This window comes from Bacteroidia bacterium (genome assembly GCA_040880525.1).
Classification (GTDB): Bacteria; Bacteroidota; Bacteroidia; order CAILMK01; family JBBDIG01; genus JBBDIG01.
In genome coordinates, this window is record JBBDIG010000036.1 from 1 (window position 1) to 25,857 (window position 25,857).

Annotated in this window: 20 protein-coding genes, 1 tRNA gene and 1 other RNA gene; 9 read left to right on the forward strand and 13 right to left on the reverse strand. The window is 44.1% G+C overall.

Going from position 1 to position 25,857, the window contains the following annotated elements; genetic code table 11:
* Both WD077_10240 and WD077_10245 read right to left on the reverse strand, forming a co-directional pair.
* On the reverse strand, positions 1 to 986 hold a 986-nt coding region (locus WD077_10240; GenBank protein MEX0967609.1), incomplete at its 3' end, for an SUMF1/EgtB/PvdO family nonheme iron enzyme.
* Between the two features lie 82 nt (positions 987 to 1,068).
* Positions 1,069 to 2,058: a type IX secretion system membrane protein PorP/SprF gene (locus tag WD077_10245; protein ID MEX0967610.1), complete on the reverse strand. Its 990-nt coding sequence runs from the start codon at positions 2,056 to 2,058 to the stop codon at positions 1,069 to 1,071.
* Positions 2,059 to 2,181: 123 nt separating this feature from the next.
* On the opposite strand from WD077_10245, the gene porU reads away from it, so the two are divergent.
* From porU to ispF, 3 genes are all read left to right on the forward strand, one after another.
* Positions 2,182 to 6,009 (forward strand): type IX secretion system sortase PorU, encoded by a 3,828-nt coding sequence (gene porU / locus WD077_10250; protein MEX0967611.1) that lies wholly within the window; start codon positions 2,182 to 2,184, stop codon positions 6,007 to 6,009.
* Between the two features lie 67 nt (positions 6,010 to 6,076).
* The gene (gene porV, locus WD077_10255; protein ID MEX0967612.1) at positions 6,077 to 7,318 is read left to right on the forward strand and encodes a type IX secretion system outer membrane channel protein PorV; all 1,242 of its coding nucleotides are present in this window, start codon (positions 6,077 to 6,079) and stop codon (positions 7,316 to 7,318) included.
* Between the two features lie 15 nt (positions 7,319 to 7,333).
* Positions 7,334 to 7,819, forward strand: a complete 486-nt coding sequence (gene ispF / locus WD077_10260) for a 2-C-methyl-D-erythritol 2,4-cyclodiphosphate synthase (GenBank protein MEX0967613.1) — start codon at positions 7,334 to 7,336, stop codon at positions 7,817 to 7,819.
* 168 nt (positions 7,820 to 7,987) lie between these two features.
* Here the strand turns inward: ispF and WD077_10265 are convergent, their stop codons facing one another.
* Complete coding sequence (locus WD077_10265; protein MEX0967614.1) at positions 7,988 to 8,638, reverse strand: MBL fold metallo-hydrolase; 651 nt, start codon at positions 8,636 to 8,638, stop codon at positions 7,988 to 7,990.
* 152 nt (positions 8,639 to 8,790) lie between these two features.
* A complete protein-coding gene (locus tag WD077_10270) occupies positions 8,791 to 10,095 on the reverse strand; it encodes a citrate (Si)-synthase, eukaryotic (GenBank protein ID MEX0967615.1) in 1,305 nt (434 codons plus the stop codon).
* 314 nt (positions 10,096 to 10,409) lie between these two features.
* Here WD077_10270 and WD077_10275 point away from each other — a divergent pair.
* The 5 genes from WD077_10275 (at position 10,410) to fsa (ending at position 13,688) form a co-directional block, all read left to right on the forward strand.
* A tRNA-Asp gene (locus WD077_10275) sits at positions 10,410 to 10,483 on the forward strand.
* Between the two features lie 277 nt (positions 10,484 to 10,760).
* Positions 10,761 to 12,104, forward strand: a complete 1,344-nt coding sequence (gene nhaA, locus WD077_10280; GenBank protein MEX0967616.1) for a Na+/H+ antiporter NhaA — start codon at positions 10,761 to 10,763, stop codon at positions 12,102 to 12,104.
* Between the two features lie 145 nt (positions 12,105 to 12,249).
* Positions 12,250 to 12,699, forward strand: a complete 450-nt coding sequence (locus WD077_10285; protein MEX0967617.1) for an SRPBCC family protein — start codon at positions 12,250 to 12,252, stop codon at positions 12,697 to 12,699.
* 172 nt (positions 12,700 to 12,871) lie between these two features.
* An RNA gene (gene ffs / locus WD077_10290) (signal recognition particle sRNA small type) lies at positions 12,872 to 12,971 on the forward strand.
* 60 nt (positions 12,972 to 13,031) lie between these two features.
* Positions 13,032 to 13,688 carry a fructose-6-phosphate aldolase gene (fsa, locus tag WD077_10295; GenBank protein MEX0967618.1) on the forward strand — a complete coding sequence of 219 codons (657 nt, stop codon included), beginning with the start codon at positions 13,032 to 13,034 and terminating at the stop codon, positions 13,686 to 13,688.
* Positions 13,689 to 13,701: 13 nt separating this feature from the next.
* On the opposite strand, the gene lptC is transcribed toward fsa, so the two are convergent.
* From lptC to WD077_10335, 8 genes are all read right to left on the reverse strand, one after another.
* Positions 13,702 to 14,319, reverse strand: a complete 618-nt coding sequence (lptC, locus tag WD077_10300) for an LPS export ABC transporter periplasmic protein LptC (GenBank protein ID MEX0967619.1) — start codon at positions 14,317 to 14,319, stop codon at positions 13,702 to 13,704.
* A gap of 48 nt (positions 14,320 to 14,367) precedes the next feature.
* Positions 14,368 to 15,750, reverse strand: coding sequence for a hypothetical protein (locus WD077_10305; protein ID MEX0967620.1), 1,383 nt, complete (start codon positions 15,748 to 15,750; stop codon positions 14,368 to 14,370).
* Positions 15,751 to 15,755: 5 nt separating this feature from the next.
* Positions 15,756 to 17,024, reverse strand: coding sequence for a hypothetical protein (locus WD077_10310; protein ID MEX0967621.1), 1,269 nt, complete (start codon positions 17,022 to 17,024; stop codon positions 15,756 to 15,758).
* A complete protein-coding gene (locus WD077_10315; GenBank protein ID MEX0967622.1) occupies positions 17,014 to 17,739 on the reverse strand; it encodes a type III pantothenate kinase in 726 nt (241 codons plus the stop codon). Before WD077_10315 ends, WD077_10310 begins: the two co-directional genes overlap by 11 nt.
* A complete protein-coding gene (locus WD077_10320; GenBank protein ID MEX0967623.1) occupies positions 17,739 to 18,167 on the reverse strand; it encodes a Rid family hydrolase in 429 nt (142 codons plus the stop codon). Before WD077_10320 ends, WD077_10315 begins: the two co-directional genes overlap by 1 nt.
* Before the next feature lie 52 nt (positions 18,168 to 18,219).
* A complete protein-coding gene (locus WD077_10325; protein MEX0967624.1) occupies positions 18,220 to 18,834 on the reverse strand; it encodes a pseudouridine synthase in 615 nt (204 codons plus the stop codon).
* 16 nt (positions 18,835 to 18,850) lie between these two features.
* Positions 18,851 to 19,591 (reverse strand): inorganic pyrophosphatase, encoded by a 741-nt coding sequence (locus tag WD077_10330; GenBank protein MEX0967625.1) that lies wholly within the window; start codon positions 19,589 to 19,591, stop codon positions 18,851 to 18,853.
* 504 nt (positions 19,592 to 20,095) lie between these two features.
* Positions 20,096 to 21,448, reverse strand: a complete 1,353-nt coding sequence (locus WD077_10335) for an AAA family ATPase (GenBank protein ID MEX0967626.1) — start codon at positions 21,446 to 21,448, stop codon at positions 20,096 to 20,098.
* A gap of 478 nt (positions 21,449 to 21,926) precedes the next feature.
* Between WD077_10335 and WD077_10340 the strand changes: the two genes are divergently transcribed.
* Entirely contained in the window at positions 21,927 to 24,539 is a 2,613-nt protein-coding gene (locus WD077_10340) for a PAS domain S-box protein (protein ID MEX0967627.1), read from the forward strand.
* Between the two features lie 687 nt (positions 24,540 to 25,226).
* Here WD077_10340 and WD077_10345 read toward each other — a convergent pair.
* Positions 25,227 to 25,857 (reverse strand): WG repeat-containing protein (locus tag WD077_10345; protein ID MEX0967628.1); only part of this gene is annotated, 631 nt, incomplete at its 5' end.

Below are 25,857 nucleotides of genomic sequence, written 5' to 3' on the forward strand. Positions count from 1 at the left end.
CATTCACTTACATTGCCTGCCATGTTGTAAAGTCCAAATTCATTTGGCCAGTAACTTACAACAGGAGTAGGTATTGCGCCCTGATCATTTAGGTCACTTGCTACGCCCTGAAGGTCTCCTGCACCTCTCTGGAAGTTAGCTCTGAACTTGCCTTTATATTTTCCTTCCTCCATGCGGTGCGTATAACCGTTCCAGGGATACATTCTGCGGGTGTTCACGTTTTCGTAAACAGCATTTCCGGGCAGCGCAAGAGCGGCATATTCCCATTCTGCTTCAGTTGGCAGGCGATACTCAGGAAGTAAGATACCATCTTCCATTCTCACTCTGCGTTCTTCACCGGATGGATTTTTTATAGGTCTTTTGGTGACTGGATCATACTGTTCAGAGAGATAAGCTTCTGTATTAAAATTCTCCTCATTCATCTGATCAGGATTTTTTTCTATGATCTTTTCGCGGATCAGAATATATTCATTCACGCGGTCAGTTCGCCATTCGCAATATTTTGCTGCCTGCACCCAGCTAACACCAACAACCGGGTAGTTTTGATAAGCGGGATGACGGAAGTAATACCGGACAAAAGGTTCATTATAAGCAAGGGGATCACGCCAAACTAAAGTATCAGGGAGGGCTTGCTCATACACCTGGGGATAATCAATAAACACCCTTCCTATCCAATGGAGATATTCACGGTAGTCCAGGTTCTTCACCTCTGTTTCGTCCATATAAAATGAGGAAACTGTCGTTTTCCTGGGCATTGCATCGGCTTCGAATGTTACATCCTGCTCCGTTTGTCCCATTGAAAATGTACCCCCTGCAACATAAACGAGGTTAGGTCCGGTTTCCTGTGGTTGTGCTTCTGCCACTTCAAAACTGCCCCATTTTTCATCGTTGTAATTCCAGCCAGTTGTAGATGACTTTTCTTTTTTACAAGATACAAATGCTCCACAGTAAAGGGCAATCATAATTAACCCAATATGATTTCTCATACTTTCAATGCTTAATTTAAAAAAGTGTTTTGATTTTGATGATCCTCAATCTTAATAAACTCAATGATCCTGCCCGTTATTGTTAAAAGGTAGGACAATTTAGGCCTTTCCATTTTCCGCGAGTAGAACTTTGATTATATTCAAACTCCAGAATAAGGGAAATTTCATGGCTTCCTCTTGCGGCTGACCTTGCATCCGACACGGTAAGATCATAACTATAACCTACTTTCAGGATGTCTTTCTTTAAACCTATCAGCGCCATAAAGGCATCTGAATTATAACCGGTCTGCCGAAACCAGGCACCAGCAACAAACGGTCCTTTAATCACATAAGCACCAAAATTGACCTGTGTGAAATTGCCCTGGCGCTGAAACAAAATATTAGGTGAAATGAAATCTTCCGGATTTCTACCTTCTTCTATAGGAATAAGAAATCCTGCATGGCCGGTATATTTTCTGGGCAATACACTTTCCGGGTTGGCATAGAAAGATTGGTTAGGTTCTGTAATATGATTTACGGCAAATCCAACGAAGAAATTCTCTGTAAATCCCAGCATTCCTGCAGAAAAATCTACAAAGGGCTGATCTGTATATACTCCGTTCCCATCTCCCGGGATCGGTTCCTGTGTCTGAAATACAAAACCTCTTCTTGCATCAATCTGATCACCCCACTTTAGTTTATTAAAATCAATGCTACGGGTATACATTGATGCCTGCAACCCTGCTTTGATGGCAAATTCTCTGGTAACATTAAGATGGTAGGAATACATGCCGCTGAAGACCGTGTTGGATAGTTCTCCGTCTCCGGCCTTGTCATACCAGGCCTGCAGGCCGATCCCTCCGCCCAGGCGATCGAAATGTTGATCATAAGATGCAGCATAGGTTACAAAACCTGAAGAGATACTGGACCACTGATTACGGTAATTCATCGCAACCCTTGGGCCTTTAGCTGTGCCCGCGAAAGCAGGATTTAGGTATAAAGGGTTGGCATAGAATTGGGTGAACTCAGGATCCTGAGCCAGCGCTGGCAGTGATATTATCAGCAGCAGTACTAAGGTATAGATTCTTTTCATAAAGCTGGAGTTTAAATTCATTCAAAAATACAAATTTGCGGATGATTTGCGTTAACAACCAAATTTCGCCTCTTCAGCCTCACTGAAAATTTGTAAGACTTAATTCCTAAATCGGCTATTTCCATGAAACGACACATCGTCTTAAATATTTTTATCGCTATCATTTTTACTGTTCCTTCCTATGGGCAACAAACCTCTCATCATCGAAAACTGGACTGGAAAATAGTTCCTGCATCTGAGCGAACCGAATCATTTCTCTCGTTTGATCTTGCTATTATTGATCCGGCCAAATCAAACCAACCTCTGTATGTTGAAAAATTTCCTGGAATAAATGATGAAAAAGCAAAAGTAATCCTCCGCAACGATGTTTATGAAGAGGTGAAGCAAATTGAGCTAATTCCTTACCAAAATGAGTTACACTCTCAGGTTGAGATTGAAGTGCATGTAGGATATCAAAATAAAAAACCTTTTTTAACTGTAGAATTTTTGCCGTTGAGGAGAAATAGCCTCACAGGCAAAATTGAGCGGCTGACGGAATTCGATCTGGAACTTAGCTATTTGAATAGTTCAGGGACGCAACAGGCCGGACAGGCATCTAATAAAAAGAGCAATACCTCCGTCCTTGCAACCGGAGAATGGTTTAAAATAGGAGTGTCAGCTACAGGATTATTTAAGGTCACTTTTGAGGATCTGGTAAACCTGGGGATGAATACAAGCGGAATGGATCCAAGAAATATCCGCGTATATGGCAACGGAGGCGGCATGCTTCCCTATAGAAATTCGATACCGAGAATTGATGACCTGGAGGAGATCCCTGTCAGGGTTGAGGGAGAATCTGATTCCCGCTTTGATCCCAGCGATTATATCTTATTTTTTGCTGAAGGCCCTCATCTCTGGGAGTTTGTGGATTCAACTTTAAGCTATAATTATCAATATAATGTTTTCAGCGACACAGCATATTACTTTATAACAAGTTCCCTGGGTCGTGGTAAACGAGTCCCGAAAGTAGGTCCTTCTCCTCAGGGTAGCCAAACAGTAACTTCTTATGACGCGCTTTTCCATCATGAAGTGGATAAGGTCTCTGAAATAAATAAGGAAATAAAATCCGGAAAGCGGTGGGTAGGCGAGGAGTTTATCACCCAAACTTCGCATGAGTTTGACTTTACTATCCCCAATTTGATTAAATCTGAGGACATACTTTTGAAGAGCAGGGTGTTGGCGCGGTCAGCTTCAAACAGTTCATTCATTTACCGCTATGGGGGGCAACAAATATTATCATCGCAAGTTCCCCCGGTTAACACTTCAAATTACTATGCTGACTTTGCCAAAGAAACGACAGATGCTGCCGGATTTCGCGCAACAAGTGATCAGATAAACCTGAATCTTCAGTACATAAAATCTACGTCCAATTCAATGGGTTGGCTTGACTATATTCAGCTTCAGGCGAGAGCCACTCTATCGTACTCAAATTCCCAAATGATATTCAGAGATAAGCAGTCGTATGGTGGAGGGTCCGCAGAATTTATAATGAGCAATGCTGATAACTCACTGCGAATCTGGGATGTCAGCGATCTGCATCAGGTGAGTGAGCAGACTTTGAATGTGAATAATAATCAGGCTTCATTCAGCACAGATGTTTCCGAACTAAAGGAATTTGTGGCTTTTCGTGATGTAGATGCGCACCGGGTAAGTTTGGCCGGCAAAGTTGCCAATCAGGATCTGCATGGTCTTGGGCATGCGGATATGGTTATTGTAGCACATCCAAAATTTATGGCTCCGGCCAAAGAACTTGCTGCTTTTCATAAGAGCATTGATGGATTCAGGATCCACCTCGTTACTCCGCAGCAGATTTATAACGAGTTTTCTTCCGGGGCGCAGGATGTAACCGCCATCAGAGACTTTATGCGGATGCTATACACTAACGCGACATCATCCAGCGATGAACCTCGGTACCTGTTGTTATTTGGTGATGGCTCGTATGATTACAAAAATCGGATAACAGGAAACACGAATTTTGTCCCTACCTATCAAAATGATAATATCACTCATCCCGAAGGCTCCTATTGCACCGATGATTTTTTTGGGTTTTTAGATGATCCTGAGGGGGATTTGGAGCACGGGAAGTTAACGGGAATAATGCTGGACGTGAGCATTGGCCGTTTGCCGGTGGTTACAGAGGAACAGGGATGGCAGATGGTAAATAAAATTAAGAATTATGTCCAGTCCAGTACTTTGGGAAACTGGCGCAACAATTTGCTTTTTATAGCTGATGATGAAGATATAGGCGGGCATGTTTATGACACAGAAGTGATAACTGATTCAATTCAAAAGGATTATAAAGATTATAACGTAGATAAGATTTATCTTGACGCATATCAGCAACAATCCTCTGCCGGAGGAAACCGGTATCCGGCCGTAAACGAGGAGATAAACCGGCAAATTGATAAAGGCGCCTTACTGGTAAATTATGTAGGGCATGGCGGAGAAGTAGGCTTGGCGCATGAACGCATTATGGAGATCTCAGATATCCAATCCTGGAACAATCAAAGTAAACTGCCATTGTTTGTAACCGCTACCTGCGAATTCAGCAGGTTTGACGATCCTGACCGGGTTTCGGCAGGAGAACTGGTTTTGCTCAATCCTTTGGCTGGAGGTATCGCACTTTTAACTACTACACGGGTGGCCTATTCTGGCAGCAATTTTCTTTTGCTACAGGCACTTTTTTCGCAAATGTTTGAACCGGAACCGGACGGATCAATGCCCACAATTGGCCAGCTATTCAGGCAAACAAAAAACAGCAGCAGAGTAAACTTTGGATTCAACTTTATAAATTTCTCACTGCTGGGCGATCCGGCATTAAAACTCCTTTATCCTCAAGAGGAGGTCGTCACTACCCGGATCAATGAATCGCCAGTAACCAGTCAGGCTGATACGCTTAAAGCGCTTTCGCTGATGACAATAGAAGGGGAAGTACGAAACAGCTCCGGGACATTGCTGCCGAACTTCAACGGACTATTATATCCCACCGTATTTGACAAGCCATCCAATATAAATACGTTGCAAAATGACCCCCGGTCTCCGGAAATTACTTTTCAGCTTCAGCAGGACCTTATATATAAAGGTAAAGTATCAGTATCGGGCGGCAAATTCTCCTTCTCCTTTGTGGTGCCAAAAGACATCTCCTATGAGAATGGTTTAGGAAAAATCAGCTACTATGCAGAGGATGGGAAGAACGATGCGAATGGAAGCTACACCAATATTGTAATCGGGGGAACCTCTGACAGTGCTGTAACAGATAATATGCCGCCTCAGGTTGAACTCTTTATAAATGAAGATGATTTTGTTTTCGGAGGGTTGACGGATGAAAATCCATTGTTGATCGCTAAAGTTTCTGATGATAACGGGATCAATACCTTGGGCAAAAGTGTGGGGCATGATCTCACAGCTATACTCAATGATGGTGAACCCGTGGTGATGAATGAGTTTTATGAGGCTGAACTTGACAACCACAGGGCTGGAGAGATCCGTTATCCTTTCTCAAAACTTACAGAAGGAAGATATACGGTCAGAGTGAAGGTTTGGGATGTAGCAAACAATTCTGCTGAGGGATATACCGAGTTCGTAGTAGCGAATTCATCCAAAATAGCGCTGGATCATGTACTGAACTATCCCAATCCTTTCACCACCCACACCACCTTCCACTTTGATCATAATCAACCGGGACAGAGCCTCCTGGTGCAGGTACAGATATTTACTATTTCAGGTAAGATCGTCAAGACCATTGAGACAGAGGCATATTCAGAGGGCTCTCATGTAAGCAACATTGACTGGGACGGAAGAGATGATTTTGGCAATAATATTGGCAGAGGTGTCTACGTTTACAAGCTCAAAATCAGAACACCAAATGGCGAAACCGCTCAAAAATTTGAAAAGCTGGTAGTTTTGAAATAATTTCGGCCATCACTCAGGGTCGTCTTCCTAAATTTGCATCTTGTTAATTTTATCCTTAAAAATAGAAATGAGAATTCTTCGTATTTCCATTGTTAGTAGCATCTTGTGCTTTACCGGCACGCTGGCTTCTGCACAGATTCAAAGCGCCTCCCAACTGAGCGGAAGGCGAAACGTTATCACCACTGCTGTTCCATTCCTGATGATCACTCCCGATTCCCGTTCAGGAGCTATGGCTGATGCAGGTGTAGCCATCACGCCCGATGCCAATTCCACCCACTGGAATCCGTCCAAACTCGCATTTGTTGAGAATGAATTTGGATTTGCTCTTTCTTATACCCCCTGGTTGAAAGCTCTGGTGCCAGACATTAATCTTTCCTACCTCTCAGGTTATAAGAAAATTGATGAATTTCAGTCATTCGGTGGCTCCCTAAGATATTTTTCTCTCGGTGATATTGCATTTACTGACCAGTTCGGAGCTTCTCTCGGAGATTTCAGGCCATACGAATTCGCGATTGACGGTACATATGCCCGTAAGCTTTCGGATAATTTTTCCGTAGGGGTTTCCCTCCGGTTTATTTATTCCAACCTAGCAGGAAACACTCCGCTCACCAATGGTGGTGAAACGCAGCCCGGAACCGCAGTAGCAGGTGATCTTTCTGCTTATTATGAAAATGAAACGGAACTATTTGGATATGAAGGCACGCTGGCTTTCGGTGGAAATATTTCCAATATAGGATCTAAAATTACGTACACAGATGAAACGGAAAGGGATTTTATTCCTATAAACCTCCGTCTGGGGTCCTACCTTAATCTGGAGCTGGACGAGTACAATGAGATAGGCTTCACAATGGATCTTAACAAATTGCTTGTACCTACTTCTCCCATCTATAAATTGGATTCCAATGGCCAGTTCATACCTGTACAGGGAAGTAGTGATTTTGAGATCGAACGCGGAGAAAATCCTGATCAACCCGTTATTGCCGGCATGATCCAGTCATTTTATGACGCACCGGGAGATTCCACTACCAGCGGTTTTGTGGAAGAACTCAGGGAGATTAATCCATCCATTGCGATCGAATATTGGTACGACCAGCAGTTCGCACTCAGAGCAGGATATTTTTATGAGCATCCCACCAAAGGAAATCGTCAATACCTCACGCTTGGTGTAGGGCTACGCTACAATGTTTTCGGGTTGGACTTTGCCTATCTGGTGCCGACCAACAGTCAAAAAACCACGCAAAGAAGTCCTCTTGAAAATACACTGCGTTTTACACTTCTCTTCAATTTCGAGAGCGATTCGCAACAATAGCAGTCCTGCTCATTTATGTCATATCGTATAGGCTTCGGTTATGATGTGCATCGCCTGGCAGCAGGTGAATCTCTTATACTTGGCGGAATTTCCATCCCACATCCAACAGGGACTGTGGGCCATTCTGATGCGGATGTGTTGATCCACGCAATATGCGATGCCCTGCTTGGAGCAGCAGCTTTGGGCGACATTGGATACCATTTTCCTGATACTGATCCCATCTATAAGAATGCAGATAGCACTGTATTGCTTGCAAAAGTTATAAAGCTACTGAAGGACAAAGGCTATGGCATCGGGAATATTGACTCCACAGTTTGTTTGGAAAAACCTAAACTCAAAGATTATATCCCTAAAATGCAACAGCGGCTGGCGGAGGTGCTAGTGACCACTGCAGATAAAATATCCATTAAGGCAACTACCTCAGAAAAGTTAGGATTCGTGGGCCGTGAAGAAGGAGTGACCGCACACGCGGTTGTGCTTATTGAAAGCACAGGATCATGAAACCCGCTCTTTGAATTTGCGTATAGCCTCTGACTTAGAAGCCTCACCAAGTCCGCAACTTGTGCAATTTTCTTTTTTAAATTTACCCGTAAGATAAAATATCAGGTAGCCTATTGCAGCTATAAAAACTACTATTATAATAATAAGTTGCCAATTCATAGGGTACTGCTATTTACAATAATTAAGCAGGAAAGGATTGTGTTTTTTCTCAGTTTCTATCGTAGTATCTGGTCCGTGGCCGGAATAAACCGTACAGCTATTTTCCAGCTTCATCATTTTATTGCAGATACTGTCCATAAGCGTTTCCAGATTTCCACCCGGAAGATCCGTCCTACCTATGCTCCCATGAAAAAGGACATCTCCGCTGATGATAAAATTATCGTCTGGCGAATGAAATGCAATATGTCCCGGAGCATGGCCTGGTAGAAATAAAATATTCAATTCGGATTTTCCAAAGCTAACGGAGCCGTTTTCTTCCAGAAATATTTCTATCGGTGGAGCATCCGGAGGGGATATGCCAAAACGCATCGCAGCTTCTATGGCGCCTTCCAAAATTGGTACTTCAAGACGATGAGCTTCCAGCTTTAGCGAGAATTCTTCCTGCACAAACCGGTTGCCGAATATGTGATCTATGTGACAGTGCGAATTCAGCAGGTGGACCGGCTTTAAACCTACTTCCCGGATATACTTTTCCAATTCCTGCCTTTCCGATTCATCAGAGCAGCCGGGGTCTATGATCACAGCCTCTTTCGATTCATCATGCAGCACATAGGTATTTTCCTGAAATGGATTGAAAGTAAATTTCTTGACCGTTATCATGCTTAAAAATCTGTTTTGGTAAATATTTAATTCTTGAGCTTCCGTTATTAAATCACCTGCACTTGCCTGTTTGCTGATTCTGAATTTTAACAAAAATGCCACGCCCTTTGAAGGGAATGGCATTTTCACATTGTATTGAAACAAGCAAAATTTTATTTCACATTTTCGGTGATCCATTTTGTGGTTACAGATTTGGGTCTTTCGAGCGGAAGGCCCAAAGCGCGGTCCCAGATCAAGGATGCTAAAACACCCAATGCTCTGGAAACACCAAACATTACCGTGTAGAAATCATATTCCTTCATGCCGTAATGCACGAGCAGTGCTCCTGAGTGGGCATCAACATTTGGCCACGGGTTTTTGATTTTTCCGGTTTCCTTTAATACGCCAGGAACAACTTCATACAGCAGGCTCACGATTTTTACGAGATCATCCTCTGGCATGTATTCTTTCGCAAATTCGTGCTGGGCCGTAAACCGTGGATCTGTTTTCCTGAGGACAGCATGACCATATCCCGGAATTACGCGACCGGCATCCAGTGTTCTGTGTACATATTCTTCAATCTGCTGTCGCGAAGGAACGCCACCACCCAGCTCCTCCTGCAAATCCAGGATCCAGCGGATCACCTCCTGGTTCGCAAGTCCATGCAGCGGACCGGCAAGTCCGTCCATCGCTGCGGAAAAAGAGTAATATGCATCGCTAAGGGCGGAACCCACCAGCCGGGTAGTATGGGCCGAAACATTGCCGCCTTCATGGTCAGCATGAATAGTGAGATAGAGGCGCATGAGCTTCTTGAACTCAGCATTATTGCCGTATCCCAGCATGTGTGCAAAATTGGCCGCCCAATCCAGCGAATCATCGGGTTCGATGTGCTTTCCGTCCTTATAGGTTCTGCGATAAATATAGGCAGCCACCCGTGGCAATCTTCCAATAAGATTGATCACATCATCAAACATATACTTCCAAAGTTCATAGCGTGAAACTCCTTTACGATAGGCTTCTGCAAATACAGATTCAGATTGCATAGCCAGGATGGCCAGGCTGAACTGCGTCATCGGATGGATTGTAGTTGGAAGTGAATCCAGCATTTTGAAAACATGTGGCGGAACAGTACCTCCTTCCCTGAACAGCCGGGATACTTCTTTCACGTCTTTTTCTGAAGGCAACTCATTCATCAGCATAAGGTAGAAAATGCCTTCTGGCAGGGGTTCTACTCCTCCTTCAGCTTTTGGCAGCTTTTCACGAAGTTCAGGGATAGAATAACCTCTGAACCTGATTCCTTCAGCAGGATCAAGTGAGGAGGTTTCGTATACCAGGCCAATCATGCCTTTCATACCGGCATAAACCTGTCCTACCTTTATGTCTCCTATTACTTTGTCAGCATATTCCTCCCGAATATTCTTTACCTCTTCTCTCAGCTTTGCAGCTTTCTCTTCAAACCGGTCTTTTAGCGTACTCATCTATTATTTTACTTTGTGGATTGGGTTGATAAAATTCGTTATTTCTGTAAGGCTGCTAAATTAAGGATTTCCCCTTCGCCTGTGAAACGCTGCCTTCAACGAATCAACTTTTCTTTCAATGCCCAAATTCTCAAATTGTTTTGAATATCATCACAGAAGTTTTCCGGGTCGGAAACCAGGAGGCGGTGAAAGAATCACAAAAGCAATTATTATTTTATAATTATTTAATAATCAGAACTTATCGATATATTTTACGCAAAGCATTTCTATTCAGGTGAAATGTGTTTAAATTTGCACCTCCTTTCGGGGAAGACGGTCCGGTAGTTCAGTTGGTTAGAATACGTGCCTGTCACGCACGGGGTCGCGGGTTCGAGTCCCGTCCGGACCGCTTTTAATTAAAAGCCATCTTGTTAACAAGATGGCTTTTTTGCGTTCACCCCTGCAAGGTTGATTATGGATCCTGCCGGACTTTCTATTTCGGCCACATAGATCAGAAAAGGAAAAATGAGGCACTATAGATTTTTTTTCACTGAACATAGGGTTTAGAACCGTGGGGGCCATCCCGTCTATGAAAGGCTTTTATTATTGATTCTCTTCTGGTATGAATGGGATTTTTAATTTTGAAGCCTTTCATCAATATTTATTCTCAGCTTGAAAAGGAAACTATGGTAAAGGAAACAGGGAAAAGAGTATTTAAAGCTACGATCGAACCCTTCCGGAGATTTATCAATGTAGAATCGTCAGCAGGAATTGTGCTTTTTGCCATGACGATTTTGGCACTTCTCTGGGCAAATTCACCCTGGTCCGAAACCTACTTTGAAATTCTCAATACAAAATTCTCTGTGGGTATTGGAGATTGGGCCATTTCGAAAAGCCTGCTTATCTGGATCAATGATGCCTTGATGGCAGTGTTCTTCTTTGTGGTCGGGCTGGAAATTAAGCGTGAAGTAATGGCCGGAGAGCTATCCACCATGAAAAAGGCAGCCCTGCCTATAGCTGCTGCAGCAGGAGGAATGATATTGCCCGTCTCAATCTTTTTCATATTGAACCAGGGTGGAGAAGGAATGGAAGGATGGGGAATCACAATGGCGACTGACATTGCTTTCACCCTCGGTATATTGAAACTGATTGGAAACCGCGTACCGTTGAGCCTGAAAGTTTTGCTCACGGCTTTTGCCATTGTGGATGACATTGGTGCTATCGTGGTAATCGCCATTTTTTACAGCGGCAGTATACCCATTTCGCTGATGGCCATAGCAGCAGGGCTTTATTTCATTCTTATCATTTTCAACTTCTTTGATGTGCGGCATCCGGTTTTATACCTGATTATCGGCATTGCGCTGTGGTATGTTTTTCTGTTGGCACACATCCATCCCACACTTGCCGGAGTGTTGGCAGCCTTTACCATCCCCATTACCCGCAAAATTGATCTGCCTCTTTTCCTGGACAGGATGAATTCCGGTTTACAGCAATTTTCTTCAATACGACTGCCCGGTGCGCATGTTATGACCAATGAGCAGTTATCTTCTCTTGATTATTTGGAACGCAGCATTGAGGAGGTTCGCTCCCCGCTTCAAAAACTGGAACATTCGCTACATGAGGTAGTCCTCTATGTGGTGATGCCTGTTTTTGCTCTCGCGAATGCAGGCGTGGTGATAGGTAGTGATTTTTTCCAGATTCTGGCCTCCCCGCTGACCATCCAGATTATGCTGGGGCTTTTGCTCGGCAAGCTCTTCGGCATCGCCATTTTTTCATGGCTTGCAGTTAAGCTGGGCCTGGCACAACTACCGGACGACCTGCAATGGACACACATTATTGGTGTGGGATTTCTCGGAGCCGTAGGATTTACAATGGCATTGTTCATCTCTAATCTGGCCTTTACCCAAGGCGGGCAGGAGGAACTCCTTAACCAGGCGAAAGTGGGCATCCTGGTCTGCTCCTTCGTGGCCGGACTAATTGGCTATATCTGGCTGTCCAGAACGTTGAAAAAGCCTGCTGATGTTGAGTGAGGCTTTTCTTTATATTTAATAAGGATTGTGTTTATGGCGTTGAGAAAATTCCAACGGACGGAAATAATCCCTATTCCTATGTTTAATCTCGTTGGAATTTTTGCCTTTTTATTTATAAAATTGGAATAACAATTATTTAAGGCTTATGAAGTACACCAACGAAGTAATCATCAATCTGCCCCGCGAAAGGGTAGTGGAGTTGTTTGATAATCCGGACAACCTGAAGCATTGGCAACCTGGGCTGAAGAGCTTTGAGCACATAAGCGGAGAGGCGGGGAAGCCGGGAGCGAAATCGCAGATAAAGTACGAAATGGGAAAACGGAAAATAGAGATGGTGGAGACGATTATCAAACGAGATTTGCCGGATGAGTTTTCTGCTGTTTACGAGACGAAAGGAGTTTGGAATGAACAACGAAACTTATTTATTCCAATCGGGCCGGACAAAACCCGCTACCTGTCAGAGGCAGAATTCCGTTTCAGCGGTTTTATGAAGCTCATCGGATGGTTAATGCCCGGAGCATTCAAAAAGCAATCGCAGAAGTATCTTGATGATTTTAAAACATTTGCAGAAAGCCAGGGAAATGCAGCCGGATGAAAGGTCAACAAAATGTTTTTACAGGAATAAGAGTAAAGCCTGGATCTTAACATTTTGAATCAAACAGTTCCCGGAAATCGAGTTGTCGTCTCACAAAAAAGGTGGCGCAGTAAAATGCGAAATCAGCCACCAGTATGGTAAATCCGAATTCGGTTTCCTTACCTTTGCAGCCGGGTAAGCCCTGTACGACCAGCTCCCGCCTCAATCCCCCAGGTCTGGAAAGAAGCAAGGGAGAGGTGGTTGAGCGGTGCGATGCAGGTAGCTTACCCTTTTTTCTTTTTTCCCCGTTCTGTTTTCAGTCTTAAATTCACTCATTCATAAATTGTATTGCCATGCGTTTTTTTGTAGACACTGCGAATCTTGATGCCATTAAAGAAGTTAATGATCTGGGAATTCTGGATGGTGTTACCACCAATCCTTCTCTTATGGCCAAAGAAGGCATTAAGGGTGAGGAAGCGATAATTGCCCATTATGTGAAAATTTGCGAAATGGTGAATGGTCCTGTCAGCGCAGAGGTGATTGCTACGGATTTTGATGGCATCGTTAAGGAAGGGGAGAAGCTGGCTAAGCTCCATGATAATATCGTTGTAAAGGTTCCATTAATCAAAGATGGCATCAAAGCGATCCGCTATTTTAGCGATAATGGCATTGAAACCAACTGTACGCTATGCTTTTCGGCAGGCCAGGCTATTTTGGCAGCAAAAGCCGGGGCCACCTATATTTCACCGTTTATTGGCCGGCTGGATGATATTACAATGAATGGCGTTGAACTCATTGAGCAAATTGCACATATTTACAGCCTGCACGATTTCGAGACATACATTCTCGCAGCCTCAATCCGGCACCCGCTCCACATCACTCAATGTGCCGAGGCCGGTGCGGATGTCGTAACGTGTCCTCCGGACCAGTTCCTGAAGTTGCTCCATCATCCGCTGACTGACAGCGGGCTTGAGAAGTTTCTCTCAGACCACAGGAAACTGAACGGATAGCAGTTCAGAGGTTTTATTCCACGTTCGGATCGTTCGGATCATCAAGTTCAATTGTACCCGTTATATTGAAAAATTTATAATTGGTAAAATGAAGGTTGGATTCAAATCCTTCTGAAATAATGATCTCTTTTGGAGTTCTCACCCGCACCATTTCATTGCTGTACAACCGGTCATTATCTTCTTCCCAAATCAGATGCTCGGTATGAAGCGTATCGCCTTCAATATTTACCACTACTACGTCATTCTTCACTTCCGTCAAATTGGTATTTACAAACCGAATGGCATAGTTGCCCTTCAGCATTCCTGATGCCTCCTGGTTTTCATCGTAGAAGTTCACCAGCAGTCCGCGAGGAAGTTCAATGCGTTCATTTTCCCCAAGGAACTTTTGCATCACAGGCGCAGTCATAATGGCTTTCAGATTTCCTGAATCCGTATATATCATTTCGATATCACGCCCGGTTTCACTGGGCACGTTCCGTTCTTTCGTAATGGCCTCTACTTCTCCCGGATCATTTGAACCGCAGGAGGAAAAAAGAAGCAACGGTAGTCCAAGCAGCGAAAAATAAAAAAGCCCCGGAAATGCGGCTTTTCTTGCCGGGCGGTCCGAAGGCTTTTTATAAGATAATGGCATTGGAGCAATTTTGATTCAGCGGGAAAACCCCGGCTATTCTAATCTCCTTTATTTTCTCGTTCTCACCTTAGTGGATTCCTGTATCCAGCATTCTACGGTGTAGCTGTCTCCATCTTTCAGGTTGTAAAAGAAAACATCTTCCTGCTTAGGAAAGTAAGCGGAATACGTAGCGATCCTGGAATTGGCTGTTTCGCCATTTGAAGAATTCAAACTTTTTGCTTTTTGATAATAATCTACAGCCACCCAATATACAGATCTGGGAATTTTGTCATCACAATCGCTGGCGCAGGCAATAATAATATCTCCCAGGAGGATATATACCCTTGCATCCTCGCGATGCGAAGCTGAAGCGCGGGCATAATTTCTTGCCGTACTGCACTCATCCCTGTTTTTATAGATCCGCGCAATGCTGTAATTAATATCCGCTTTGTCATTTGCTGAGGTTGCCTGTTCCAGGGCATCCTTGTAATATTTCAAAGCTTCATTGGTATTGCCGGCAGCCTCTTCTCCCTTTGCAATGGCCAATGCCGCCTGTCCACTTGGATTGTTGCTGTAGTCAGCTTTAGCAAGGGTAAGGTAAAAAGGATCTTTGGTGCAATTGCGTGAAGAAAGCATCTCAGTCATTTGCGTAATATCCTTGGCAGGTGTACTTCCGGGCTGATATTTCTTTCTGTAAAATTCAATTAATTCTTCGCACGGGACAAGGGGTGCAACCAGATTATCTATGGCGGCCTGTACCTTTTTCCAGTTCTCCACGTACTGGCCATTTGCATCTATATTATGCTGAGTTATATTGCCGATCCGTTCATATTCGCTGAGCAATGTGTCAAGATTAACCTGCTTATCCTTATAGAGGCGCACTAATGCAAACATGTAGGTATAAGGAACAGTGATCAAAACGTCATTGCCCTGGCAATCCACTGATCGCTTCAGGATCTCATAAGCTTGTGCATATGCAGATGGCCTGAATTTCATCAGGTCAACACCTTTCTTTCCCAACACATAGCATTCTTTGTCAAAACAGGCAATACGCTGATCATACATCCACATTAGCGTATCAATCAGTTCCTCCTTGCGGGCTTCATCGCTGGCATTTTCGATTTGATATTCCATTAAGGTTTCCCCATCTACATATACGCCAAGTCGCGCTTTAGGCGCATTCAATAGCACATGGCGCCAATGAGGAATCGCGTCTTTATAATTTTTTTGGGCAAAATACTGGTCATAAAGCGAATATTCTCTTACAGCCGTTACGCTATCCTCACCCCAGGTGGGCCCGGGGCAATTGCCTTTTTCACCGCTCTCCTGTACCATTATCGAAGCATGCTGTTGATCCAACGCAGAAGCATGGACAACGCTGGTAGTTGCTGTTTCAATAATGAATATTCCAAATAGCGTGATCAGGAAGGCTTTAAGTGATATTTTCTTCATTATGGTTAGTCTATTTTTCTCTGGCCAAACCAGGATTGATTTAAGGAAAAGCCTACGTGAAGGAGTAGATATCTTTCTTTGAGCGCGTCAGATTCAAAATTGCTGATTTGTCCGGCTTCCAAAGAAATATCCAACATCTGAGAGGGCAAACCTTTTTGATTTTTCAACCGGAACCCTGCACCTAAAGAGACTGCTGTTTCGTGATATTCACTGCCTTCCACGTCAATGAACGGTTTCACATATTTAATGCCAAAGCGGTAAGGTATTCGTTTCCAGTAAGGTTGGTCGCTTGTGGCCTGTCCGGTCTCCGAAAACTGAAAACTTCCTCCCAGCGATATTTCAAACCGGTCCTGCAGAGTATCATATACCTGACCCTCTTGTTTGTAATCACTCCAGCTCCGGTAGTAAAAATCCATACCCAGGCTCAGCAATTCCTTGTTTGAATACGTAATACCCAGTCCGCCACCAAAGGGAAGTAGAGTGTTATATTTCAGTGTCTCCTGATGGCGCACGGTATCGTAAGTAAAGGCGACTGTTTCTTTTTGCGTTTTGAGGTTTGTGGGCAAATTGGCTATCGCACCAATTACCACTTGTTTGCCGTCCTTCAACGGCAGCGTGTATTGAATCCCGGCATCTACTACAAAATCTCCGATTGAGGTTCGGCTGAGCCGTGTCAGGTTATAAAAATCCAGATCCTGTTGAAATGCAACGGTGTGAGTATCCGTTTGATTTCCGAAGAAATAATTTGCATTCACACCTATAGAAAGATTTTTAATTACCTCCACTGAAGTCCCAAGAAAAAATTTGGAATAATTACCTGAGCCGCTGAATATTTCTTCTTTTTGAAATGGCTCGGTGAACTGGTACCTTAGTCTATATCCTTTTTTGCTGAAGGGCGTAAGTCCGAGTGCTACGCTCCACGGAATTTTACGACTTACAGGAAAAGCCAGGGCCAGATACCCAAAGGATGCATCAGCCGTTGCGAATTTATTCTCGTTGAGCGAAACCTGGGCCCACCGTGATCGCAAGCCGGTTTCAAATGCTGTGTACTTCAGGGCAGAGTAGCTTGCCGGATTAGCTATCGTAAAAGAGGAGCCATTCCTGTAGCCATAATTCACACCTCCCATCCCCTGAAAGCGGGCGATGTGATTTTGATGGGTTTCGCCAAGCCCATAAAGCGTGAAAGGGGAATTGTAGGTTTGTGAAAATGCAGAGGGTATACTTGTAAAAATAAGGCCCGCGAAGAGCATAAGCCTTAAAATATTAATGAGCATTATAAAGGAGAATTTTATGTAAGCCGGTGAGGATTAAATTTGGCTCGGCAAAGATGTTACTTTTTAAATGGCTTAACAAGATGGTGCCATCACCACCGGTAAGATAAACCTTAAGCCCTGCAAGTTTATTTTGCCACTTATCTATAAATCCATCCACTTCTGAAACTGCACCGCTAAGGGCACCGGCCAGCATGCACTCTTCCGTGGTGAGGCCATTCAGATCAGCGAATTCACGCAACTCCACTTGCGGCAGTCGATGAGTGAAATGATGCATGGCTTGCAGCCGCATGTTCAATCCCGGAGAAATGCTGCCACCGATGTACATTTTTCCGTTTGCAAGCACGTCAATCGTAATGCAGGTTCCGGCATCTACTACCATTACGTTTTCTCCGGATGACAAAGCCATTGCTCCGGCTACACCGGCTATACGGTCTTTACCCAGAGTGGCAGGCGTCCTGTACATATTCTCAAAAGGGATAGGCGTATCTTGCAAAAGCTCAAGAAAAACCGGAGCAGCCGCCTGGATTTTAGCCATAAATTCTGTCGGCAATTCAATTACTGAAGAAAGTATAATGGCGTCAAGAGAAGCGGTTAATACCAGTTGTTCAATGCTGCTGAATTCATCATTTGGAAAGATGCCGGATTCTATAAATTTATTTTGATGAAAAAGCCCGGTTTTAATAAACGTATTGCCGCAGTCTATAACCAGTTCCATTAGTTGCGCTTTTTAGCTGCAATGCATTTTAACTCAATGGCAATAGGAGTGGGCAATGATGTAATTTCAACAGTCGTGCGGCAGGGAGGATTCTCTGAAAAATAGGTTGACCATATCCGGTTGTAGGTTTTAAAATCTGCTTTCATATTGGTAAGGAATACGGTGACATCAACGAGGTCATTCCAGTCGTATCCTGCATCTTCAAGAATATCTTTCACATTTTTAAATACTGAGTGGCATTGTTTCTCAATATTATAAGAAAGGATATTCCCCTGCTCATCCAGTTCTACGCCTGGTATTTGGCTGGTTCCCCTTTCGCGCGGCCCCACGCCTGAAAGAAAAAGCAGATCACCTACTCTTCGTGCATGAGGATAAAGGCCTACCGGTTCAGGGGCCTTTTGGCTGTTATAGGTATCGCGCTGGCTCATGAGTTCTTATTCAATTTTGAAAATGCAAAGATAGGTTCAGGAGTAATTTGGTTCAGAGGCCTTGTTTGCCAAACAGCTTTTTGTAGACTTCCTGGCGCTCCATTTCCCTAACTGCACCGATTTCCATTGCGGGTAAAGTAATTCCTTCGATCCGATAGCGGAGCAGCCGCAAAGTAGGATGGCCCACCGCTGCGGTCATCCTCCTCACCTGGCGGTTTTTACCTTCTGTAAGGGTGAGGCTGAGCCATGCAGTGGGAATTTGTGTGCGATACCGAACCGGGGGATGCCGTTCCGGAACTCCAGGCGGAGCGTCCATCAGCTTCGCCCTGGCAGGCCGTGTTTCTAAAATTTTCTGCTCAATGCGCAGCGTAAGTCCCTGCTCCATTTTTTTCAGGGCCTGTTCATCAGGAATATTTTCCACTACTACCCAATATTCCCTTTCATGCTCGTGGGCAGGTTTCAGGAGGCGATGGTTCAGATCCTTGTCATTGGTGATGATCAGCAGCCCTTCGCTGTCTTTATCCAGCCGGCCTACGGGATAAGCATCCTTTGGGAAATCGTGCAACATCCCCAGCGTCTTGTGCTTTCCTGAAGGATCAGTAAACTGGCTCAGGTAGCCGTAAGGCTTGTAGATGGCAAAATAACGGAAGAGGCCAACACTGCTCATGTCGAATATATTAACGCTATTCTACATCGGCTTTTTTCCAGTATTCCTGGAGGTTTTGCCCTACGGTGAGGGCATCGAAAGCGGCCATTGACAGGGCACTTTCTAAGTTGCCGTATTTTAGTTTATAGTCGCGCTGGCTCCTGCGGATGACCTCCACTGCTTCTTCCCGGCCATATACATGGGTTATTTCACACCGGTGTAAATCCTGACCCGGCATTTCTTTATAAGTCAGGAAATAATGCTTCAGCCTTGCAACAATCGAAACCGGGACATCATCAATGTCCTGCCAGTTCTGGTATACTTCATCACCCTTCAGCACTGCGATAATCTTATCGTCCGCTTCGCCATTGTCAATCATCCTGAAGCCACCGATCGGGCGGGCAGGGATCAGAATATCTCCACGGTTTACCATGCGCTCAGTGAGTACGCAGATATCTAATGGGTCCTTATCGCCAATAATGTTGTTGCGTTGCGTTTTGATGCGGCAGTATTCAGCTACCTTTTCATCGCAGTAGGTCTGGGGTATAAAGCCATATAGTGCCGGCACAATGTTGCTGAACTTCTGCGGGCGGTCCACCTTCATATAGCCGCTTACCTTATCAATTTCATATTTAACCGTGTCTGATGGCGTTACCTCTATAAAAGACGTAACAATGTGTGGTGCATCATTCCCGATGTCTATGCCATGCCAGGGATGAGACTTGTACCGTAAACCGATCAGCTTCCAGAGATTGGTGCTGTCACGTGTATCCTTCATTTTTCAGTGCTTTTTCATTTTCCAAAAAGGGGTGCAAAAGTAAGAAAAGCAAACGTGCAAGACTTGAAAAACCCTGCTGAATTGCCTGTAAGGATAAAATGAAAGGTACTAAGGATTATACGTCCGCTGCCATCCGGTGAAACGGATTTTGGGGTTTTAATTTAACAAGCTATTGAAATTAACTGTTCGCTATTCTTATTGTTATTCTCTGGTCCTATGCTGTTTTAATTTAACAAGCTATTGAAATTAACTTCGTCATTAATTTATTATTTTAATAGAATATATTTCGGTTTAATTTTTAATCTCCTCGATTTTTGAGGTTAAGTTTTATTATTTAATTAAAGAATTCCAACTTCCGAAATACCCTTTTTTAAAATAATCACAGCCAATTCAAATCTATAGTTAATCAAATTGATTGGTCCAATACTCCCGGGAACCTACTAAATGCTAATCTGTCAACTATTGAAATTTTCTGTATGCCCCCGGTGCTGAAGCCCTGCAATCTTAAACCTGTGCCAGGTATGCTTCGATTTTGGAAGTGAGGTAGTAGGGCAAACTTATAAGCCTGAAATGTTTTTCTTCCGGGGTTTTTACGTTGTCTGTTCTAAATTTGCCGGCATAAAAACGCACTGCGAGGCCGTGAGGAGCTTGTTCCATAAACTGATGCAGCGATCGCAATTTCCCCGCTGCTCCTGACTTAACTTCAACTGGAATCAAGTGGGTTTCGTAAGGCCAGAGAAAATCCGTTTCAGCCGAAGACGACTTCTTTTCCCGGACCCAAAAATCCAATCGGCTGAGGGCGCCACTTTGCAGGTTTAGTAGCTCTTGCCCCACAACGTGCTCTGCAATAGTGCCGTGGTAAATTTGGTTAAGATCGGTGGCGGTCAGTACCTGGGGCTGAAGACCTGTAAAGGCATTCATGAGGCCTGTATCCAGCACCTGCAAGCGTGGTGATTTACGATAGTCGGGCAAAGCAGGGGGCTGTGTGTTGACGGTTGGATATACCAAATGCAACAACATGGCTTGTTCCAGCGCCCGCAATGCTTCTCCCATTTCGCGGGAGCCATAGCCTGATTTTCCGAAATTGGCAAAGGAAATCCGCTTTCCTGCCTGGTAAAATGCTGAACGAATAGCATGACGGATTACAGCTACTTGTGCAGTCGTTCTTGCATATTTCTCAACGTCCTCAAGATATGAGGCTAACAACGAATCATAAATGGGCTTCAAAGCTGCCAGGTCGCGGTATTGGGCATAATGGCTTACTACTTCCGGCATTCCACCGATCAGGGTGTAGGTATGAAACAACGACAGAAGTTTGTCATGTGCAAATTCGGCAATAGGTACGGACTCCAACTGTTGGAAGGCAGCCTCTTCACCGGTCGCCTTCAGGAACTCCGGAAAAGAAGCAGGCCTTACCACTTTGTAATCCACCCGGCCCACCGGGAAACTTTTCTCGCTGTCAAATAGCGTCTCCAGCAACGATCCCGCAGCAATCACATGATATTGTGGCGCTTGCTCATAAAAATAGCGAAGCTGCCAGAAAGCCTCCGGTACTTCCTGGATTTCATCAATGAAGATCAGGGTCCGGCCCTCCTTGCGGCTTACATTCTTTAAGAAGAAAAGGGCTTGTACCAGATTTTCCAGGTTGGTAAAGCGCTTAAAAGGTTCCTGGTTTTGTGGCAATTCCAGATTCAAATAAAGATATTCGTCAAACCGGGCAGCAAATTGTTCCACAATGGTGGTCTTGCCTACTTGCCTTGCACCCCGCAAAACCAATGGTTTGCGATTCGGCTTCCCCGCCCATTCTGTCAATTCATCTATAAGTTTCCGCTCAAACATGTCACAAAGTAAGGGCATTTTTTACTGAAAGCGGTCACAGAGTAGGGGCATTTTCAGGCATGAGTTGTCACAAAGTAAGGGCATTTTGCCAATCCCACCCCCGAAAAAATATATGGCTTTTGATATAGTTACTCTAGATATTTAAACTCCGTTGTGACAATGCCGGAATATTACTATTACAGCAGCGCGTGTGAAGACAGTCCGTTGAAGGTGCTGGGTTTATGAGGAATTGGCCAGGATGGCCTGTCATATCTCACACTCGCGGGATCCGAGCGAGGGGTGGAGACCAGCTCCCAGTTATTTTGGTAGATTCCAAAATCTGAGATATCATCATATCGCGATATTGAAGAATCAGGCATTTGTAGCCGCTGATCAATTTTAATACGAATTACAGAATAATCTTTCCTGTAAGGAATTGCCGTGACACCTGCTGATTTTAGTTACTAAACATCTACTATTGAACTATTAAAAATTGCTTATACCCATCATCTAAATTATGGAGAGAGGAATACAGGAATTAAGCCTGGACAATTGGCTGGGCGCATTAATATCTTTTTTACCGGCCCTGGTGAATTTGTTCATACTGCTATATGTCCTCACTAGTTTTCCTAAGAATGCTACGGTAAAAGTATTTGCCCTCTTCACGCTTGCCCTCTTTTTTTGGCAAATTGATGATACTCTTCAACGATTAAGCACCGGACCTTACCCCGCTTATGTCTGGGATACCATTTTTTGCATAGGATGGATATTTGTCGGCTCGCTGGCATTGCATTTCAGCCTGCTTTACACCGGCAGGACCAAGATCGCCAACTCGTATGCAATGCTAGGGTTGCTGTATGTGCCTGATATTATTTTCACAGGCCTGTACAACCTGGTAAACCGTCCCGAATTTTACACGGACATGGGATTTTGGGGCTGGATTAATGAACATAACAACACCCTCACCGAACTCCTACTACTGAATTGGCTGGCCCTGGAAGTTACCGTAGCTCTTTTCCTGCTATGCAAATATGTTCTGGGAAACAGATCGTACTCCATTAAATTTTACCAATCGCTGATCATCTTTATCGGAGTCTCTATTCCCGGCATTCAGGGTATCATCACACAGATCGCCTTCCCGGTCTTTCTGGATCTCCCGGCCGTGCCGCTCACCTCCACCTTTATGAGCTTTTTCTCGATAGCCGTTCTTGTCGCTTTCAGCAAATATAAATTGTTCAGCCTGTCAGAATCGGTGGATACTTCCGAATTGTTCGAGAACCTTCCAGACCTGGTAATTCATCTCTCTGAAAATAAACGGGTCATTTACCTGAATCCGGCAGCCCAGAAGACCTTTAACCGAAGCAGCGAACGATTTCATTTCATCACCCTCTATGAACTAGTGGCAGATCGAAAGGAAGTACGGGGATTGGAGAAACCCATAACCTCAGCTTTGGAAGGGCAGCCCGTGCAGAATCACCTGTGTAGCATCTATTTGAACGGGGAACAGCGATCATTCCTTATCTCCGCTAACCCTCTCATCTCCAACCGAAAGGTTGATGGCGTACTGCTGGTGGCCAGAGACATCACCGAATTGAAAAAGGCCGAGGAGAAGATCAGGCAAACGGAGATACGCTTCAAAGCCCTGATAGAAAACAGCCATGATGGCGTGGCCATGATGGACGGGAATGGGGATATTTTCTACGCCAGTCCCTCCATCAAACAAGTAACAGGCTTTGAGCCGGAGGAATACCTGGGAATGAATTTCCTTGAAAATGTTCATCCAGAGTACAGGAAGCAAGTGGCCACAGAATTCCAGAAGCTGTTCACACACCCCGGGGAATGCATTCAACTGCGGCTGCTGGCAATGCACAAAAACGGGAATTACGTGTGGTTGGAAGGCATTGGGAGCAACCTGCTCGATAATCCCGCTGTAGGCGCTATCGTGGGGAACTTTAGAAACGTGAATGAGCAAGTATTGATAGAACAAGAAAATGAATCAAACCTCACACTGTTCCGCTCTATGGTTAAAAACATGGAAAGCGGGATCCTTATCCAGAATGAAGACCTGAGCATTTTTTCGGTGAACCAATCATTCTTCGATATTTTCGGGATCAGTCAAAAGCCGGAAGACCTCATACACCAGGACTGTGCGATCTTGCAAGACATCACTACCGAAGGTGTGGAAGATATGACGGCATTCGTGCAGCGGATTGCCGAGATATGGAAACACCGGAAACCGGTACAGAACGAGTTGATCTTGTTTAGCAACGGGAAAATATTCGAGCGGGATTATGTGCCCATTCACCGTTCCACGGGCGAATTCATCGCCCACATGTGGCAGTACCGCGATGTTACCGCACGGAAAAAGTCAGAGCAATTAATGCGGGAGCAAAACCAGCAGCTTCAAAAGATCAACCGCGAGTTGGACCGCTTCGTTTACAGCGCCTCTCATGATATACGGTCGCCCCTCACCTCTATCCTCGGACTGGTGGATGTGGCCTGCTTAGAAACCGAGGACAAGGTGCAGAAGGAGTACCTGAACATGATCAAGAGAAGCATCCTGAAGCTGGATGATTTCACCCCCGAGATCATCAACTTCTCCAGGAACTCGCGATTGGACATTGATAGTAATGAAGTAGTACTTTACGACACTATACACTCGCTGGTGGAGCAGATCAAACTCTACCCGGAAAGCGACATCGTCAGCATCCAGATTGATGTCAATCCCAAACTCAAGTTCAGTACCGACCAGGCACGCCTCAACAACATGCTCAACAACCTCATCACAAATGCCATAAAATATTCCGATCCTTCCAAAGAAAGTCCCTATGTGAAAGTGAGCGCCCACAGCAATTCACACTACATATTCATTGAAGTAGAGGATAACGGGGAAGGTATCGCGGAAAAGGACCAGCAAAAAATCTTTGATATGTTCTTCAGGGCTTCCTACAAATCCAAAGGTTCGGGTCTGGGATTATATAACGTGAAGGAAATTGCAGACAAAATGGAGGGCGAAGTGAAGGTGGTTTCGTCACCGGGAAAAGGCAGCACCTTCAAGCTGAAACTCCCCGACCTGGCCAAACACACGCTAAAGCCAAGTGTAATGGCCGGAGAACCAAACCTGAATTAAAGTTTGTCTGACTCGCGGATTATAGCGGATACAGATCCTTTGCGGCTTAGCGCCTTTGCGTGAAAAAATTCCCTGCGCCCTCTTGGTATTCTATCTATGGTGTATTCTTTTTAGAGGGAATGCGGGTGTTCCGTAAAAGATTTTGCTGAATTAACCCGAGAACTTATCTGGCGCTTTTTATTCTCCACTCACATGTTTTTGAAGTTGTCTAAATGCTCCATTCCAAGCCTTAACGAAGTATTGTCTGGCTTGTTCCCAGTCGTTTGGGTCTCTCCAATAACCTTATTTTCATTTTTTTAAAACCTTCATAACATTGTAAATAAAAAATACGCAACCTTATTTTTTGTCGTGAACCGAACTGATAAGGTTTTATTAAGAAGTTAAAAACAGATCAAATAATTCCATTAAATTAAATTAAAAGATAAGAGGAATTTACTGCTCTTATTAAATTTGTGGCAGTACCATTTTTAGAATCCATGATGTTCATTATTAAAAGAAAATCCGGCTCATGAGGTATACAATTTTGTATGATGCAATCAATGTATGATACGGATTAGTATGATACGAATTATCAAAGTGTATTCTGATCGCAGCGATAGCGCAGAGAAGAATCTGGTGCTTAAATCACCGGGGCGTGGTGTATACCACCAGATAGGCTCAGGGCAGTGGTTGGGCATGAAAATCTTTTTACCAAATCTCCATAAAAACGTCATAATCGGTTTCTATCGATTCTACTACCTCATTATCCATGTTAATGATTCCCCAGAATTCCCCTAAGCGCACACCCGTAATGCAATCGCTAAAAAATCCGCTGGTTTCATCATAAACAAGAGGGATTACTACTTTGCCACTTTTATTAATGTAGCCCCATTTGCCGTCTTTACTTACTGCGGCAACGCCTTCGCTAAAGTATTTTATATCGTCATATCTATACTGGGGTTTAATTACCTCTGATCCTGTAGAATCTACGAAGCCCCAATAACCATTGAGGTTTACCGCAGCGTATCCATTAAAAAAGCATTTTGCTTTATCGTATTGGAAGGGTATAAATGATTCGCCCTTTGAATTAACAAAACCACATTTCCCTTGATAACAAAGGCTAAAAATGCTTTCATTGAAACAGAGGGTATCATATTGTGTGGGAATAAGTTCTGTTCCGGTTGTGTCCAGCACACCATATTTACCATTGAGTTTCACCAGTGCAAGATCATCATAAGTGTACATGCCAATAAAATCATAGTTGGTTTGGGTAATTTGTTGACCCCGAGGGTGTAATTTAAACTCTGTCTTTTGAGAAGTGAATAATTTTTTTACACTA

Excerpts from the sequence above, each read along its gene's own strand:
- fsa (MEX0967618.1), top strand. The coding sequence starts at position 13,032 with ATGCGTTTTTTTGTAGACACTGCGAATCTTGATGCCATTAAAGAAGTT.
- porU (MEX0967611.1), top strand. The coding sequence starts at position 2,182 with ATGAAACGACACATCGTCTTAAATATTTTTATCGCTATCATTTTTACT.
- WD077_10270 (MEX0967615.1), bottom strand. The coding sequence starts at position 10,095 with ATGAGTACGCTAAAAGACCGGTTTGAAGAGAAAGCTGCAAAGCTGAGA.
- nhaA (MEX0967616.1), top strand. The coding sequence starts at position 10,761 with ATGGTAAAGGAAACAGGGAAAAGAGTATTTAAAGCTACGATCGAACCC.
- ispF (MEX0967613.1), top strand. The coding sequence starts at position 7,334 with ATGTCATATCGTATAGGCTTCGGTTATGATGTGCATCGCCTGGCAGCA.
- WD077_10245 (MEX0967610.1), bottom strand. The coding sequence starts at position 2,058 with ATGAAAAGAATCTATACCTTAGTACTGCTGCTGATAATATCACTGCCA.
- WD077_10285 (MEX0967617.1), top strand. The coding sequence starts at position 12,250 with ATGAAGTACACCAACGAAGTAATCATCAATCTGCCCCGCGAAAGGGTA.
- WD077_10320 (MEX0967623.1), bottom strand. The coding sequence starts at position 18,167 with ATGAGCCAGCGCGATACCTATAACAGCCAAAAGGCCCCTGAACCGGTA.
- WD077_10305 (MEX0967620.1), bottom strand. The coding sequence starts at position 15,750 with ATGAAGAAAATATCACTTAAAGCCTTCCTGATCACGCTATTTGGAATA.
- WD077_10325 (MEX0967624.1), bottom strand. The coding sequence starts at position 18,834 with ATGAGCAGTGTTGGCCTCTTCCGTTATTTTGCCATCTACAAGCCTTAC.
- lptC (MEX0967619.1), bottom strand. The coding sequence starts at position 14,319 with ATGCCATTATCTTATAAAAAGCCTTCGGACCGCCCGGCAAGAAAAGCC.
- WD077_10265 (MEX0967614.1), bottom strand. The coding sequence starts at position 8,638 with ATGATAACGGTCAAGAAATTTACTTTCAATCCATTTCAGGAAAATACC.
- WD077_10335 (MEX0967626.1), bottom strand. The coding sequence starts at position 21,448 with ATGCCCTTACTTTGTGACATGTTTGAGCGGAAACTTATAGATGAATTG.
- WD077_10330 (MEX0967625.1), bottom strand. The coding sequence starts at position 19,591 with ATGAAGGATACACGTGACAGCACCAATCTCTGGAAGCTGATCGGTTTA.
- WD077_10315 (MEX0967622.1), bottom strand. The coding sequence starts at position 17,739 with ATGGAACTGGTTATAGACTGCGGCAATACGTTTATTAAAACCGGGCTT.
- porV (MEX0967612.1), top strand. The coding sequence starts at position 6,077 with ATGAGAATTCTTCGTATTTCCATTGTTAGTAGCATCTTGTGCTTTACC.
- WD077_10340 (MEX0967627.1), top strand. The coding sequence starts at position 21,927 with ATGGAGAGAGGAATACAGGAATTAAGCCTGGACAATTGGCTGGGCGCA.
- WD077_10310 (MEX0967621.1), bottom strand. The coding sequence starts at position 17,024 with ATGCTCATTAATATTTTAAGGCTTATGCTCTTCGCGGGCCTTATTTTT.